16 protein-coding genes and 1 pseudogene are annotated in these 15058 nt (G+C 70.3%); 11 read left to right on the forward strand and 6 right to left on the reverse strand.

Annotated elements, in window-relative coordinates; genetic code table 11:
* Window positions 1–5 precede the first annotated feature (5 nt).
* Complete coding sequence (locus KFLA_RS07630) at window positions 6–221, forward strand: hypothetical protein (protein ID WP_012919201.1); 216 nt, start codon at window positions 6–8, stop codon at window positions 219–221.
* Between the two features lie 51 nt (window positions 222–272).
* Window positions 273–758 (forward strand): SRPBCC family protein, encoded by a 486-nt coding sequence (locus KFLA_RS07635; protein WP_012919202.1) that lies wholly within the window; start codon window positions 273–275, stop codon window positions 756–758.
* A 33-nt stretch (window positions 759–791) separates the two neighbouring features.
* Here the strand turns inward: KFLA_RS07635 and KFLA_RS07640 are convergent, their stop codons facing one another.
* Complete coding sequence (locus KFLA_RS07640; protein ID WP_012919203.1) at window positions 792–1673, reverse strand: helix-turn-helix domain-containing protein; 882 nt, start codon at window positions 1671–1673, stop codon at window positions 792–794.
* Window positions 1674–1849: 176 nt separating this feature from the next.
* Here KFLA_RS07640 and KFLA_RS07645 point away from each other — a divergent pair, with 176 nt between their 5' ends.
* Entirely contained in the window at window positions 1850–2680 is an 831-nt protein-coding gene (locus tag KFLA_RS07645; protein WP_012919204.1) for an SAM-dependent methyltransferase, read from the forward strand.
* Window positions 2681–2684: 4 nt separating this feature from the next.
* Here the strand turns inward: KFLA_RS07645 and KFLA_RS07650 are convergent, their stop codons facing one another.
* Window positions 2685–3239, reverse strand: coding sequence for a helix-turn-helix domain-containing protein (locus KFLA_RS07650; protein ID WP_012919205.1), 555 nt, complete (start codon window positions 3237–3239; stop codon window positions 2685–2687).
* Between the two features lie 69 nt (window positions 3240–3308).
* Here KFLA_RS07650 and KFLA_RS07655 point away from each other — a divergent pair, with 69 nt between their 5' ends.
* The 4 genes from KFLA_RS07655 (at window position 3309) to KFLA_RS38735 (ending at window position 5585) form a co-directional block, all read left to right on the forward strand.
* The gene (locus KFLA_RS07655; protein ID WP_012919206.1) at window positions 3309–3998 is read left to right on the forward strand and encodes an AzlC family ABC transporter permease; all 690 of its coding nucleotides are present in this window, start codon (window positions 3309–3311) and stop codon (window positions 3996–3998) included.
* Window positions 3998–4321, forward strand: a complete 324-nt coding sequence (locus KFLA_RS07660; protein WP_012919207.1) for an AzlD domain-containing protein — start codon at window positions 3998–4000, stop codon at window positions 4319–4321. The genes KFLA_RS07655 and KFLA_RS07660 overlap by 1 nt, the downstream gene beginning before the upstream one ends.
* Window positions 4322–4382: 61 nt before the next feature.
* Window positions 4383–4937, forward strand: coding sequence for a hypothetical protein (locus KFLA_RS07665; protein ID WP_012919208.1), 555 nt, complete (start codon window positions 4383–4385; stop codon window positions 4935–4937).
* Between the two features lie 63 nt (window positions 4938–5000).
* Complete coding sequence (locus KFLA_RS38735) at window positions 5001–5585, forward strand: hypothetical protein (RefSeq protein WP_237706747.1); 585 nt, start codon at window positions 5001–5003, stop codon at window positions 5583–5585.
* Between the two features lie 245 nt (window positions 5586–5830).
* Here KFLA_RS38735 and KFLA_RS39620 read toward each other — a convergent pair.
* From KFLA_RS39620 to KFLA_RS07680, 3 genes and pseudogenes are all read right to left on the reverse strand, one after another.
* A pseudogene (locus KFLA_RS39620) lies at window positions 5831–6229 on the reverse strand (class I SAM-dependent methyltransferase); the annotation flags it as partial.
* Window positions 6230–6289: 60 nt separating this feature from the next.
* Window positions 6290–8359, reverse strand: coding sequence for a spermine/spermidine synthase domain-containing protein (locus KFLA_RS07675; RefSeq protein ID WP_012919210.1), 2070 nt, complete (start codon window positions 8357–8359; stop codon window positions 6290–6292).
* 132 nt (window positions 8360–8491) lie between these two features.
* Window positions 8492–9367, reverse strand: coding sequence for a trypsin-like peptidase domain-containing protein (locus KFLA_RS07680; RefSeq protein ID WP_012919211.1), 876 nt, complete (start codon window positions 9365–9367; stop codon window positions 8492–8494).
* Window positions 9368–9563: 196 nt separating this feature from the next.
* On the opposite strand from KFLA_RS07680, the gene KFLA_RS07685 reads away from it, so the two are divergent.
* From KFLA_RS07685 to KFLA_RS07695, 3 genes are all read left to right on the forward strand, one after another.
* Window positions 9564–11294, forward strand: a complete 1731-nt coding sequence (locus KFLA_RS07685; protein ID WP_148256573.1) for a hypothetical protein — start codon at window positions 9564–9566, stop codon at window positions 11292–11294.
* Between the two features lie 264 nt (window positions 11295–11558).
* Window positions 11559–13028 carry an LCP family protein gene (locus tag KFLA_RS07690; protein WP_012919213.1) on the forward strand — a complete coding sequence of 490 codons (1470 nt, stop codon included), beginning with the start codon at window positions 11559–11561 and terminating at the stop codon, window positions 13026–13028.
* Window positions 13029–13035: 7 nt separating this feature from the next.
* The gene (locus KFLA_RS07695; protein ID WP_012919214.1) at window positions 13036–14064 is read left to right on the forward strand and encodes a glycosyltransferase family 2 protein; all 1029 of its coding nucleotides are present in this window, start codon (window positions 13036–13038) and stop codon (window positions 14062–14064) included.
* An 11-nt stretch (window positions 14065–14075) separates the two neighbouring features.
* Here KFLA_RS07695 and KFLA_RS07700 read toward each other — a convergent pair whose 3' ends face one another.
* Window positions 14076–14501 (reverse strand): hypothetical protein, encoded by a 426-nt coding sequence (locus KFLA_RS07700; RefSeq protein WP_012919215.1) that lies wholly within the window; start codon window positions 14499–14501, stop codon window positions 14076–14078.
* A 176-nt stretch (window positions 14502–14677) separates the two neighbouring features.
* Here KFLA_RS07700 and KFLA_RS07705 point away from each other — a divergent pair, with 176 nt between their 5' ends.
* Complete coding sequence (locus tag KFLA_RS07705) at window positions 14678–15049, forward strand: YciI family protein (protein WP_012919216.1); 372 nt, start codon at window positions 14678–14680, stop codon at window positions 15047–15049.
* Window positions 15050–15058: the final 9 nt, after the last annotated feature.

The raw sequence follows: 15058 nt of genomic DNA on the forward strand, positions 1-15058 counted from the left end.
AGGCAATGAAAATCACCGGGGAACCGGCCTGGCGGCTGATCGCGCTGCTGCGGCTGGTCGAGCGCGGGCCGTTCGAACCGGCCGGCGAGGACGTGGCGCTGGACGCCTGGTTCGGGCCGAAGTCGCCCGGCGACGGCCCGCACCGGCCGTGGACGTGCCTGCGTCCTGGCCTTCGGGCGCCGTACCCGCCCGGGGAGCCGGAACCGTTGAGAAACGGTTAAGCCTGACCGGATCCGTTCCCGCTGCCGCGCCCGGCTCCCTAGCATCGACGCATGCCGGCGACGAGCGATGCGGTGATCCGGACCCGGAACGAGGTCGTCGTCGGGCGTGATCCCGATGCCACCTACTTCTTCCTGACGATGCCGCGGAACGTGCTGCGGACCCATCCGCTGGTCGTGCACCTGACCGGCGTGACGGACCGGTGCGCGGTGGCCGGCGACCAGGTCACCCAGGTCCTGGCCGGCGGCGACGAGATGTTCTCGGCGTCCTGGACGGTCACCCGGGCGGAGTGGGGGCGACGGTGGACCGTGCGCACCGACCGGTACGGCTGGCGCGGCGTCGGCGCCGAGGTCGACTACGTCTTCGAACCAGTTGCCGAAGGCACCCGGTTGACCCGGGAGATGACGCTGCGGCTCAGTCCGGGCCACCAGGAGTGCGGCCCGCTGCTCCGCCAGCTCGGCGACCGGTCGGTGCCGGACCGCTTCCTGCGCAACGTGAAGACCCGGGTCGAGGCGGTCCGCGGCGCGTTTTCGTTCTGAGTGCGGTTCGTCGGCCGGTTCGCCGGCGTGGGGTCAGTCCGTCGACGCGATCAGCGACCTGAGCAGTTCCTCGGTCTCCCGGGGCGTGCCGGCCGTGATCGACAGCGCGTCCATCGTGACGACGTACTTGTCCAGGTCCTCGCGCTTGTCCAGGTAGACCGCGCTGGTCAGGTGCTCGATGTACACGACGTCGGGCAGGTCCACCTCGGCGAACCGCAGCAGGCTGAAGGCGCCGCCGGTCGCCGGGTAGCAGCCGGCCGACAGCGGGATGACCTGGAGCGTGACGTTCGGCCGCCGGGACATCTCGAGCAGGTGCTCCAGCTGGGTGCGCAGTACGCCGGGCTCGCCGATCGACCGGCGCAGCACGACCTCGTCGAGCACGGCCCAGAACCGGGTCGGCCGGTGGCCGCGGGTGAGGATCTCCTGCCGCGACATCCGCAGCGCGACCAGCCGGTCCACCTCGACCTGCGGCAGCGGGGCCTCGCTGTGCCCGAGCTGGGTGACCGCGCGGGCGTAGTCCTCGGTCTGCAGCAGGCCGGGCACGAACTGGGACTCGAACGTCCGGATCATGTCGGCCGCCACCTCCAGGCCGAGATAGGCCTGGAACCAGTTCGGCGTGACGTCGTCGTACCGCTGCCACCAGCCGGGGCTGTTCGCCTGCTCGGCCAGTCCGATCAACCGGGCGCGTTCGTCGGGGTCGGTCTGCTGGTAGAGGGTGAGCAGGTCCTCGACGTCGCGGACCTTGAAGCCGACCTTGCCGAGCTCGAGCCGGCTGATCTTGGACTCCGAGCCGCGGATCGCCCAGCCGGCGTCGGCGCGGCTGATGCCGGCCTCCTCGCGCATCCGCCGCAGGTGCGCCCCGAGCATGATCCGCAGGGCGGTCGGTCCGCCCGGCGTGCCCGGTTCCTCGGCCACGACGGCCCTCTCCCTCGGTCTGGTTCAGCACCTGCCCGATCGATCTAACCACGACCTCTCCGCCGAAAGGCAGGGGCGACTCGCTACGGGCTGTGATCCCTTGGTCCTGATATGGATAGTCTCGGAGTGCCAGCCGTGCCGTCCTGTCCGTGCCCGTCCTACTGCGAGGTCGCCGTATGCCTGATGCCACCAAGGCCCCGAGCTCGGAACCGGTGGGCGTCGACACCACCCGGGCCAGCATCGCCCGGGTGTACGACGCCGCGCTGAACGGCAAGGACAACTTCGAGATCGACCGCGAGGTGCTGCGCCAGGTGGCGACGGTGGCGCCGCAGGTCAAGGACCTGGCCTGGTCGAACCGGAACTTCCTGATCCGGGCCTGCCGGTTCCTGGCCGGGCAGGCGGGCATCACGCAGTACCTCGACTGCGGCTCCGGGCTGCCGACCGCGGAGAACACCCACCAGGTCGTGCAGCGGCTGCAGCCGTCCGCCCGGGTGCTCTACATCGACAACGACCCGGTGGTGCTCGCGCACGGCCGCGCACTGCTGGAGGAGAACGACCAGACCCTGTTCATCAGCGCCGACATCTTCCGGCCCGAGGAGGTGCTGAAGGCGCCGCAGGTGCGGGAGTTCCTCGACTTCAGCCGGCCGATCGCGCTGATCCACAACGGCACCCTGCACCACTATCTCGGCGACGACGGTCCCCAGCTGATGCAGACGTACGTCGACGCGCTGGTGCCCGGCTCGTACACGGTGGTCGCGCACTTCCTCGACCCGCAGACGCCGGAGCACTCGGCGATCGCCCGGGCGATGGAGGAGAAGTTCACCCACAGCCCGATGGGCAGCGGCGTCTTCCGCACCTACGAGCAGATCCGCGCGCTGTTCCCTGGGCAGGAGCTGGTCGAGCCGGGCCTGGTCCTGTGCGACGAGTGGTGGCCGGACGGCCCGCGGGTCAAGCCGCTGAACCAGGTCGAGGAGTGCATCGCGGGCGGCGTCGGCCGCAAGGTCTGAGGCGTCAGGAGGTCTCGGAGATCAGCACCGCCGTCGTGCCCGGTTCCAGGGCGCGGAACAGGTGGGGAAGGTCGCCGGGGTAGGCGATGTAGTCGCCCGGGTTGAGCTCGACCGGCTCCGTGCTGAGGCCGACCAGAGCCCGGCCGGTGCCGAGCACGACGTGCTCGATCGTGCCGGGCATGTGCGGGCTCGACTCGCGGCCCTGACCGGGCGCGACGGCGATGCGGTAGATGTCCCGCCGGGCGTTCGGTGGGCAGGATGCGACCAGCGTGGCGCTGTAGTCGGCCTGCTCGGAGTAGATCGCCGGCCCCTCGTCGGCGCGGATTACCTGCACCCGCGGCCGGGGCGGGTCGATCAGGTCGGCGAACTGGATCTCCAGCGCGACGCACAGCGCCCACAGCGTCTCCACGCTCGGGTTGCCGGTGCCGGACTCCAGCTGCGACAGCGTCGACTTGGCGACGCCGGCGCGCTTGGCCACCTCGCTGAGGGACAGGCCGGCCCGGGCGCGCTCCCGGCGCAGCGAGCCGGCGATCACGTCGAGTGGTGCCTTGCTGTCCATCGAGTGTTCGCTCCATCGGTACGGGCGTTCGGGTTGACGAACGGCTGTGATCTGTTCATCATAAAACTCATGCGTTCGATATGGCGAACATTGGATCCAGGGCTGGCCCGGGACATCGCGCTGGTCTGCCTGGCCGACGGGGTGGTCGGACTCTCGTACGGCGCGATCAGCGTCGGTGGCGGCCTCGATCTCTGGGTTCCGGTGGCGATGTCGCTGCTGGTGTTCGCGGGTGCGTCGCAGTTCCTGTTCGTCGGCATCGTCGCGGCCGGCGGCAGCCCGATCGCCGCCACCGTCGCCGGCCTGCTGGTGAACAGCCGGCACGTCGCCTTCGGCCTGACGGTCAGCGACCTGGTCGGCCAGGGCTGGCGGCGGCTGCCCGGCAGTCACCTGATGACCGACGAGAACGTCGCCTTCGCGCTCGGGCAGGACGACGTGCGGCAGAAGCGGGCGGCGTACTGGGCCTGCGGGATCGGCATCTTCGTCTGCTGGAACCTCGGGGTGCTGGTCGGCGCGCTGGCAGGTTCGGTGATCACCGACACCGACGCTTTCGGGCTCGACGCGGCGTTCCCGGCCGTGCTGCTGGCGCTGGTGCTGCCGGCGCTGAAGGACAAGGCGACCCGGACGGCCGGGCTGATCGGGGCCGTGGTCGCGCTCGCGGTGACGCCGTTCCTGCCCGCCGGTCTGCCGGTGCTGCTGGCCCTGCTCGGCCTGTTCTTCTACCGTCCGATCCGTACGACGCCCGAGCTGGAGGCGGTCTGATGGACAACCCTCTGCTGGTTCTCGGTGCTGTCCTGGTACTTGCTGCCGGCACCTTCGCCATGCGGGTCGCCGGGCCGTTGATGCGGTCCCGCTTCGAGCTGCCGGACCGCGTGCAGCAGATGCTCGGCACGGCGGCGGTCGTGCTGCTGACGGCGCTGGTGGCGACGGCCGCGCTGACCGACGGGGACGGGCACGCCGGGATCGCGCGGCCGGCCGGCGTCCTGGTGGGCGGTGTGCTCGCCTGGCGGCGGGCGCCGTTCGTGCTCGTGGTGGTCTCGGCCGCCGTCACCGCGGCGGGGCTGCGGCTGCTCGGCGTGCCCTGATCGGCACGACTTGGCGGGAGGGTGCGTCAAAGCCGGTCGCGGTGGGCACTACCGTTCAGAGATGACGCACGACCCAGGACCCCTGACGCTGCCGCGGCGGACGCGGACGTGGCTGGCGGTCGCCTGCTTCACGGTCGGGCTGGTGCTCGCGGGATTCTTCGCCGTGCGGATCGCCGATGCGGCCCCGCGTCCACCGGCCGAGGTGGGCGCCGGCGCGATCCAGCTGGAGCGGGACGGGCTCACCCTGTACGGATCGCAGCGGATGGTGGATCCGCCGTGCCACGCGGTTGACGCCGACGGTGTTCCGATCCCGCTGGAGTCGCCGCGCGGAGCCGAGTCGATCACGGCCGACGACCGGGTCTGGTACGTGGTGGCTCGCTCGGTCGCCCCGGTGCCACCGCAGGCCGTCACGGTGGACTGCAGCGCCGACAACAGCGGTACGGCGTACGCGGTGGGGCCGCAGTCGACGGTCGTCGCGTTCGTGCTGGCGATCGTCGGGGTGGTCGGCTCGGTGCTGGCGTCCGCCGCTGTCGGTACGACGGTGCTCACGCTGAAGCCCGTTGGCCGCCGCCGCGTTCGGCCAGGCAGCGCCTCCCTCCGCTCGCGGACGAACTGATCAGGATCGTGCTGTGCGGCGGTCCGGGTGGTCGGGAACCTGCGGCGGGTTAGCGTGCTCGCCATGACCAGTTATCCAGGGCAGCCCCCGGCGCCGAAGCGGACGCTGACGCGGCTCGCGATCGCCTCCTTCGTCGTCGGGCTGGTGCTGAGCGCCTTTTTCGTCTGGCGCGTGGTCGACAGCGTGCCGTCGACGCCGAGCCGGATCAGCGAGGGGCCGGTCCAGCTGAAGTCGGACGGGCTGACCGTGTACTCGTCGGTGCCGGTGCTCGTGCCGACCTGCACGGCGAAGGACGCGTCCGGCGCGGACATCCCGCTGGAGCGGCCGTCGGGCTCGCAGGAGTTCACCGTCAACGGCAAGACCTGGTACGTCGTGGCGCAGTCGGTGGACAAGGTGCCGGCCCAGGAGGTCGTCGTCGACTGCCAGGACGACCAGACCAGCGCGACGTACTACGCCGGACCGAAGCTGGCCCTCGGCACGTTCATCAGCTCGGTCCTGCTGGGCATCGGCAGCTTCCTGCTCTTCTTCGTGATCGGCGTCGTGCTGCTCGTCGTCGACAACGTCAAACGCCGCCGCGCCCGCCGCGCCAACACCTTCCCCGGCGGCCCGGGCACCTTCCCCGGCGGCCCGCCACCCCACCAGCCCTGACACCTACCGTCACGGACCCGACCCAGAAGTACTGGAGCTCCTGGTAGCCGACCTCCGCGCCCACCGCCCGAAGGTCGGCCTCCACCTGTCCGCCCGTGGGAAAGTTCTTCAGCACCTCGTACGCCGAACCGTCCGCGAGCTCCCGCAGCTGGTACGTGTCGCCACCCGGCCCGACGGACGCGATCGGCCGGCTGCTGCCCTCGACGTACAGGTTGTCGGTGAGCACGATCCGCCCACCCACCCGCCCGCACCCGCCGCGCCAACTTCCGCAGGAAGTCCGCCGCCTCCGCCCGCAGCACGTGCGACCAGAAGAACCCGGCGAACACCACGTCGAACTCCCCGCCGACCTCGTCCAACCGGTAGGCGTCCGCGACCCGGAAGGACACGTTCCCCGGGTACTCGCGCTCCCGCGCGACCGCGAGCGTCTCCTCGGTCAGATCCGTCGCGAGGACCGAGCGAGCGGTCGTCGTCAGCGCAGCAGTCCAGTAGCCGGTCCCCGCCGCAACCTCCAGCACCCTCTGGTCGCGGACCAGCTCGACCAGCGTCGACCGGAGCCGGCGCAGGTCGTCCTGGCGTTCGGGCTTGGCGTACACCGCGTCGTACTCGGGTGCGCGGCGGCGGTAGTAGTCGGTCAGGTCGCTCATCGAAGGCCTCCGTCGTCGTCCGCGGAGGCCGGGTAGGACCCAGGCATCAGAACCTAGCTGTCACCGGCCGGCTGTTGCCAGGGATTTGGGGCGGAGGAGGAAGGCGCCGATGTAGAGCAGGGCGGCGACGAGGATCAGGCCGTCGAAGCCGATCAGCAGGGCGGCGTACTCGAGGCAGCCGCCGAGCAGGGCGCCGAGCAGGTTGGCGCCGAAGCCGGCGGTGCCGTCGGCGGTGTCGGTGAAGCGTTTGGCGAAGATGACGTTGGCCGCGAAGATCGGCAGGAACGCGATCAGCACCGCGACGATCGCGCGCAGCCCGACCGGCATGCCGAGCAGCCAGCTGTCGGGGAAGACCCAGCTCAGCAGCAGGCCGCCGAAGAGCACGACGTACATGGTCTTCAGTGGTGGAGTGCGGAACTTGCGAGTCACCTCGACCGCCGCCAGCACGGCGACCAGCACCCCGGCGAAGACGATCGCGTTGACCACCCAGGTGGTACCGAACAGCAGCGCGAACCCGGTGATGCTCTTGGTCTCCAGCAGCATGAAGCCCGCGCCGAGCAGGAACAGGTCGGCGTACGGCCGCATCCGCCGGTACGACGAACCGCCGCCCGCGACGCCGACACCGATCAGGCCGGCGACCAGGATCAGCCCGATCGTGATCAGGTACAGCGACGGGATCCGGTCGGTGAACAGGTACAGGAACGGCCGGTTGTCGGTGGCCGGCGGCGGCGTCGTCGCGCTCGCCCCGGCCCACTCCGCGCCGCAGGACTGGTCGGCCGCGGTCAGCCCGACCGTGACGACCGCCTGCTGCAGGTCGTCGCCGACCTTGTCCACGCACGGCTTGTGCCCGAAGGCCTTTTGCGCCGTCGACGCCAGCCGGTCGATCAGCCAGGTCTCGCGGTAGTAGTTGTACATCGCGAACGCGCCGCCCGGCGCCAGGTGGTCGCGGGCGCTCTCGAACGCCTGCTCGGTGAACAGGTAGCTCTCCAGCCGCAGCGAGCTGGCGCCGTTCACCAGCGTCAGCGAGTCCGGCAGCGCGAGCAGGATCAGGTCGTACTTCTTGTCGGTCCGGGACAGGAACGCCCGCCCGTCGTCGATGTGCGACGTCACGCGCGGATCCTGGTACGGCCGGTCCGGGTGCTGCTCGCGCCCGATGTCGCGCAGCCGCGGGTCGATCTCCACCGCGTCGACGTGCCGCGCACCGTTGCGCAGGGCAATGGCCACGTCGGTGCCGGAGCCGGCGCCGATGATCAGCACGTTCTCCGGGTTCTTCTGCGCCGCCCGCTCGTACGGCAGCCCGTACTGCGGTTCCCACTGCAGCCGCTTCTCGGCCGGGATCGCCTGCTGGTGCGGCACGCCGTTCACCGTGATCGTCAGCAGCGGCGTGTTCTCGTGGGTCGACGAGGACGTCTGCACCTTGTAGTACGGCGACCAGCTGTTCTCCGGCCGGGTCGACTCGTGCAGCAGGACGCCGAGCATCGCCAGCAACGGCGTCGCCACCAGGGCCCCGCTCAGCACGGCGGCGGTGGCGCGCTGCCCCGGCACCATCAGCGCGATGAACCCGGCGGTGACCAGCAACCCCCACCAGACCGGCGGCGCCCCGAGGAACGACAGCACCGTGAACAGGACGATCCCGGACAGACTGCCGATCAGGTCGTACCGGTACGCCGTGAGCCGCGGCAGCTCGGTGAAGCAGCGCCCGACCAGTTCGGCCGGTCCGGCCAGCACGACCGCGGCCGCGACGAAGACGATCGGCAGGATCACCCAGACCGGCGGGCCGCTGGTGTCCAGGCTGGTGAAGTAGATGACGCTGTCGCCGGACCGGTTCACGGTCACCGGCTTCCAGGCGATCACCAGTACCAGCAGGCCGAGCATGACCGGCGAGTAGTACGGCAGCCGCTGGGCCCGGCCGGCCCGCAGGATGCCGATCCCGATGCCGAGGAACGACCCGAGCAGCACGAAGTTCGAGAAGTAGCTCAGGTGGACCACGTTCGAGCCGGTCCAGCGGATCAGCGCGAGCTCGAGGAACAGCATCAGCGCGCTCGCGGCCACCAGTCGTGGCTTCACCCCGAACGGGCTGTTCCAGTGCTGGGGCGCAGTGGTGCCGGTGGTTGAAGAATCGACTGCCATGGGCCGGGACCCTACCCAGCGCAGTGACCCACGTCACCCCTTCGACGCCCGAGCATCCCGAGCTGCAACCTCCGGAACCCGGGGGCGGCAACCGGTGGTGACCGGTTGCCGCCGCGCAGTGACTCGGGACGCTCAGCGGACGCGGGCGGGCTTCACCAACTGACAGCCGGTCTTGTTCAGGTCGATCGTGCGGGACGCGGTCAGGCAGGTGTACAGCCACCACGTCTGCTGCCCGTACGCCGCGCCCTGGTCGACGGTGATGTTGCCTGCCGCATCGACCTCGCACGGGTTGTTCATCGTGCAGCGCGCGCCGTCCTCGTTGCCGGTGTTGTTGACGCCGATCACCTCACCGGTGCTGGTGCTGACGATCGGCGAGCCGGAGGTGCCGCCGATCGTCTCGCAGCCCGGCTGCCGGTACTTGATCGAGCTCTTCCAGGTCCAGCCGGCCTCGCGCAGCTCGGGAAGGGTGGCCTGGACCGAGCAGGTGTAGATCCGCTTCCAGTAGCCGGACACGACCGCCATCCCGGCGCCGGCGGCCGGGGCCTGCTTGGCCAGCGTGAGCGGGCTGACGTTCAGCCGGGTCTTGAGCGTGGCGTAGCTCTCGGTCACCTCGTAGACGAGCATGTCGGTCTTGGTCATCGTGCCGTAGAGGATCCGGCTCGCGCGGACCGTGCCGGCCGCGCTGGAGTCCGGCCGGAGCAGTGTGATGGACCGGGTGGACGCCCGGTTGACCAGGACGACGCCGGGGTTCAGCAGCCCGCCCTCGTAGCAGTGGCCGTTGGTCAGCACCAGCGCCTTGTCGGTGCTGACGGACTCGGCGTACCGGACCAGGGACGCGGAGCAGTTGCTCAGCGCGGCGATGCCGGTGTAGTCGGCACCAGGCGCCGCGGCCTGTGCCGCTGGCGTGGCGGCTCGGGGAGCGGCCTCGAGCGCGTGGGCCTGGCTGCCGGCGAGCAGCACGGCACCACACGCGATTGTCGACACCACGACGGAGCGGATCAGGTTCATGGGCGGGAATCCTTTGTCCGGAGGAGAGTCTGCGACCAGCACTGCAGACAGGGCGTGACGGTCATGGAACTCTTCGTATCCGATCCGGCCCGGGGTCAACCATCACAGAACCGTGAAAACCGCAGACCCGCGGGACCGAGCAGGGGTTTCCCTCCACCCGTGCAACCTTTCGCCGGGGCAGCGGCCTTCAGCAGGTATGCGTTCACTACCACTCGTCCTGTGCAAGCTCGCAGTCACCGCTGCCCTCGTCCTCACGCCACTGACCGCGGTACCTGCCGCCGCGACCCAGCCACAGCCTCCACCGGCCACAGCCGCCGGCGGGACCTACCGCGTGCTGCCCGGCAAGGCGGCCAAGCTCGACCCCACCGCGCCGACCCAGTCCCCGGCCACGATCTCGCAGCGGTCCCGCGGCACCCGTACCGCTGCCGGCACGGCCAAGCTGACCCTGCGCCACCTCGACCGGACCGGCGCTTTGGCTCCCGGCGCCCAGACCGCGCTGGCCAGCCTGGACGGCTCCGTCAACACCCCGATCGAGGTCGGCACCGGCGAGGTCAGCGTCGAACTGCCCGTCGGCCGCTACGTCGTCGTCAGCCTGCAACGCACCGGGGAGAGCACGACTCTGCTCGTGCAGCCCCTGCTCGACCTGACCGCCGACACCACGGCCACGCTCGACGCCCGCCGGGCAGAACCGCTGGACGTCACGGTCGACGACCCCACCGTCGCGTCGGCCGCCAGCGCTCTCTACTTCGCTCGCCGGATGGACGACGGCACGACGATCCAGTTCGACCTGTACGCCGGGCCGGTGGACCAACTGCTCGCCGGCCACGTCGGCCCGGCCGTGCCGGCGGCCGAGCTGACCTCGAGCCTGGTGTCCTACTGGGCGGTCCCGGGCCCGGCCGGTGACTTCGCGAACAGCCCCGTCAGTTACAACACCTTGGACACCGTGCGGGAAGGTGAGTTCTTCACCGGCCACCAGCGGCTGGTGCGCAAAGCCGAGATGGCAGCGCTGGTGTCCCGCTTGTCCACGACCGCACCCGGCCTCAGCCTGAACAAATCGGTGACCGTGCTGGCTCCCGGCATGTTCGGGGCCTGGGGCAGAGGTCTGCCCCGGACCGGACCGGGCACCGTCACAGAGTACGTCGAAGCCGGCGCGGAACTGTTCGGGAACTTCCAGGAGCGCACCGCCGGTCCCGACAGTCAGTTGGTGACCGCTCTGGACTGGCCGGCGTCTCGCACGTTCGAGGCCGGCCGGAGCTACGACTTCAGCTGGAACCAGGCGGTGCTCGGCCCCCGAGTCCGCGAGGGCTCAGCCACCCGATACGGCGACGTGCTGGGCACCGGGATCGTGATGTACAACGACGCCGCGGGCAATGCGGGCTGGGGAGTCGACGACGCCGTGGCGACCCGGCTCTACCGTGACGGCAAGCTGATCGCGGAGTCGGGCCGGCCGGGCGACATCGGCCGGGGCGTCGAGATGGGACCCGGTCCGGCGACGTTCCGGCTGGAGGGTGAGATCGACCGGCCGGACGCGACGCGGCGGTCGACGACGATCAAGGCCGCCTGGACGTTCCGGTCGGACACAGCGAGCGAGTCCGGCGAAGCGCTGCCGCTGTGGTCGGTGCAGTTCCAGCCGGAGGTCGACCAGACCAACGTTGCGACGGCGACGCGGGTCACGAAACTGCCGCTGACGGTGACCTCCCAGCCGGGCGCGAAGGTGGGCCGAATGAAGTTGCCCGAGGTGGAGCTCTCCGGTGACGGTGGCAAGACCTGGCGGCGCGTCGGCGTGGTGGCGACGGGTGGAGACAACTACCTGGCCGTCGGTGCGACTCCGTTGCCGGCGAAGACGATCTCGCTGCGGGTGAAAGCCGCGGACTCCCACGGCAACACCCTGGAGCAGACGATCACGGACGCGTACGGCCTGCGCTGACCACACCCGCGAAGGCGCCGCACCCATCCGGGGCGGCGCCTTCGTTGCGTTGTCAGGCTGTTACGCTTCGTCCCCGGACCCGCCCGGCTCGAACCATCGCCCCACCCGGTACGTCGTACCAGGTGGTAGGGGGAACCGGAGGGACGGCGGCGCGCCTGCTGGGGGCGTTCGCCGGCCCATGGCCATACTGAACGTCGCGACGACCGGCCACGGGGGCCGTCCCGGCAAGCGCCGGCAGCGCCGTACGGAGAACGGAAGGACGTCATGCCGCAGGAGAAGCCAGACCTGCGCACCCTCAGCGAGCCTGTTCGCTTCCGGCGAGCCGTGGCGCTGCTGCTGATGACGCTGGTACTGCCCGGCTCGGCGCAGATCGTCGCCGGCAGCAAGCGTGCCGGGCGCTACGCGTGGCGGGTGGTCGCCGGACTGATCGCGCTCGTGCTGTTCCTGGTCCTGCTGTCGCTGGTCTGGCGGTCGGGCACGATCAACCTGATCGTCGCGCCGGCCACGCTGCGCGTCGTGCAGGTGCTGCTGATCGTGCTGGCGATCGGGTGGGCGGCGCTGTTCGTCGACGCGTACCGGCTCGGCCGGCCCCTCACCCTGGAACGCAACCACCGGCTGGCCGCGAGCATCCTGGACGGCGTACTGGTGGTGCTGGTGGTCGGTGCGCTGGTCTGGGGCAGCACGATCGTGTCGGCGCAGCGCGACTTCGTCGCCAGCGTGTTCGGCAGCGGCGAGAAGTCCTCGGCCGACAAGGGCCGCTACAACGTGCTGCTGCTCGGCGGCGACTCCGGCGCCAACCGGATCGGCGTCCGGCCGGACAGCATCACGCTGGCCAGCATCGACGCCGAGACCGGCCGGGCCGTGCTGATCGGGCTGCCGCGGAACATGGCGAAGGTGCCGTTCCCGGCGGGCAGCGAGATGGCCAAGCAGTTCCCGAACGGGTTCGAGTGGGACGACTGCGGCCACAACTGCTACCTGAACGGCGTCTACACCTGGGCGATGGGCCACAAGCAGCACTTCCCCGGCGTGCAGGAGCCCGGTCTGCTGGCCACCCAGCAGGCGGTCGAGGGCATCACCGGGCTGAAGGTCAACTACTACGTGCTGATCGACATCGCCGGCTTCCAGCACCTGCTGAACGCGGTCGGCGGGATCACCGTCGACGTCGGCAAGCGGGTGCCGATCGGCGGCATCGGCGCACCGATCAAGGGCTACATCGAGCCAGGCAAGAACCAGCACCTGGACGGGTACCACGCGATGTGGTTCGCCCGGTCGCGGGCCAACGCCAGCGACTACGAGCGGATGACCCGGCAGAAGTGCGTGATGACCGCGATGCTGAACCAGTTGTCGCCGCAGAAGGTGCTGACCAAGTTCCAGGGCATCGCCGCGGCCGGCAAGCAGGTGGTGCAGACGAACATCCCGTCCGGCGAGCTGGGCACCTTCACCGATCTGGCCCTGGACTCGAAGAAGCTTCCGGTGTCAAGCTTCTCGCCGGTTCCACCGCTCATCAAGACCGGTGATCCCGATTTCGACCTGATCCGCAGCAAGGTGGCCGAGGCGATCGGCAAGTCCGAGGCGCTGGACCGGGCGGCGGGGGACGGGGACGGTCAGAAGACGGACACACCGAGTAGCGTGTCACCCAGCAAGAAGCCGAGCACCAGCCCGGGCAAGTCCGGGACGACCCCGTCCAAGCCATCATCCGACGTCGACGACGTCGCACAAGTCTGTAAGGCCTGACCTGAAGATGCCGCTGTCCAACTGGCCCCCGGTCTCCGTCGTGATGCCCGTGCTGAACGAGGAACGCCACCTCGAGGAGGCGGTCGGCCGCGTTCTCGACCAGGAGTACCCCGGCGAGCTGGAGGTCGTGCTCGCGATCGGCCCGAGCAAGGACCGGACCGAGCAGATCGCCGAGCGGCTGGCCGCGGCGGACTCCCGGATCACCATCGTGCCGAACCCGACCGGCAAGACCCCGGCCGGGCTGAACGTCGGCATCGCCCAGGCCAAGCACGACATCGTGGTCCGGGTCGACGGGCACGGCGTGCTGACCCAGGGCTACATCACCCGGGCGGTCGAGGTGCTGGAGGAGAGCGGCGCGGACAACGTCGGCGGCGTGATGGCGGCCGAGGGCCGCACGGCGTTCGAGATGGCGGTCGCCTGCGCGTACCGGTCCCGGCTCGGGCTCGGCGCCTCGACCTTCCACCAGGGCGGCCAGGCCGGGCCCGCCGACACCGTCTACCTGGGCGTCTTCCGGCGCGCGGCGCTGGAGCGGGTCGGTGGCTTCGACGAGTCGATGCACCGCGCCCAGGACTGGGAGCTCAACTACCGGATCCGCAAGACCGGCGGGCTGATCTGGTTCAGCCCCGACCTGTCGGTGACCTACCGGCCGCGCTCCTCGCTGGCGGCCGTCGCCAAGCAGTTCTTCCACACCGGCCAGTGGCGCCGCGAGGTGATCCGCCGGCACCCGGAGACCGCCAGCAAGCGGTACCTGGCCCCGCCGGTCGCGGTGGCGCTGCTCGCCCTCGGCACGATCGTCGGCATCGTCGGCCTGATCGTCGGCAGCAGCCTGCTCGACCTGGGGTTCGTGATCCCGCTCGGCTACGCGCTGGCTGTGATCGCCGGCTCCGCGATGGAAGGCCGCTACCTGCCGTGGAAAGCGCTGTTCTGGCTGCCGGCCGTGATCGCGACCATGCACATCTCCTGGGGCCTCGGCTTCATCGTCGGCCTGCAGGAGAAGCCGGCCGGCCCGGCGCTCACCACGCCGGGCACGGCCTGAGCCGTACGGCGTCAGCGGCGGGTCATGGTGGACTCGTAGCCACCGCCGCCGGGGTAGATCCACTCACCGCTCATCACCTGGTCGTCGGCGCTGAACGTGCCCTCGAAGTACGCCGGGCTGCCCTTCGGGCCACCCCAAATCGTCAGCTTGTCCCCGCTCAGCTCGTAGGTGTAGTCGAGGGTGTTGCCGGCCGCGTCGTAGAAACGGGACACCACATCGGCCCCGGCCGGTTCGCCGAACGGCCGCAGGTGACCGATGACCTCCAGCCCGGTGATCGACTGGCCGTACTGGGTCAGCTCGACGTGCTGCAGCAGGAAGAACCCGCCCTCCATCCACTCGTACCGCACGACGCCCTCCGCGCCTCCGGTCACGGTCCACTCACCGACCAGCCGGTCCAGCGCCTTCAGGTCCGCACTCGGCTGCACGATCTCGTTCATGGTGGTCTCCTCGATCTCCGGTGGGCCCCGTCGGCCGCACTCACCGACACCTCGGAGCCGGTCGGGATGACTTCAACGTGGAATCGATGTGATCCAGGTCACAGCTGAGGATTGTTGAGATCCGCCTGCCGGCACCGAGGTAGCCGGTGACCACTTCGGACAAAGGAGAGACGTCGATGAAGTTCCTGCTGCTGAGCTACACCCCCGCCGCGAGCTGGGACGCCGAGACCGCGGACACCCCGTCCGAGGAGGCGCTGGCCGCGTTCGCGGCGTACCAGAAGTTCGAGGCCGAGTTGCGCGAGACGGGGGAGTTCGTCACCAGCGAAGGGCTCGGGCACCCGGCGGTGACGACCACTGTCCGGAAGACCGACGCCGGGGTGGTGGCCACCGACGGGCCGTTCGCCGAGCTGAAGGAAGTCCTGGCGAGCTTCGCGGTGCTCGACTGCGTGAGCCTGGAGCGGGCGACCGACATCGTCACCCGGATGGTCGAGGTCCTGGGCGAGCCGATGGAGATCCGGCCGATCATGGGGCCGGAGTTCGGATCCTGACCGGAGCCT

The sequence above is a fragment of the Kribbella flavida DSM 17836 genome, from assembly GCF_000024345.1.
Classification (GTDB): Bacteria; Actinomycetota; Actinomycetes; order Propionibacteriales; family Kribbellaceae; genus Kribbella; species Kribbella flavida.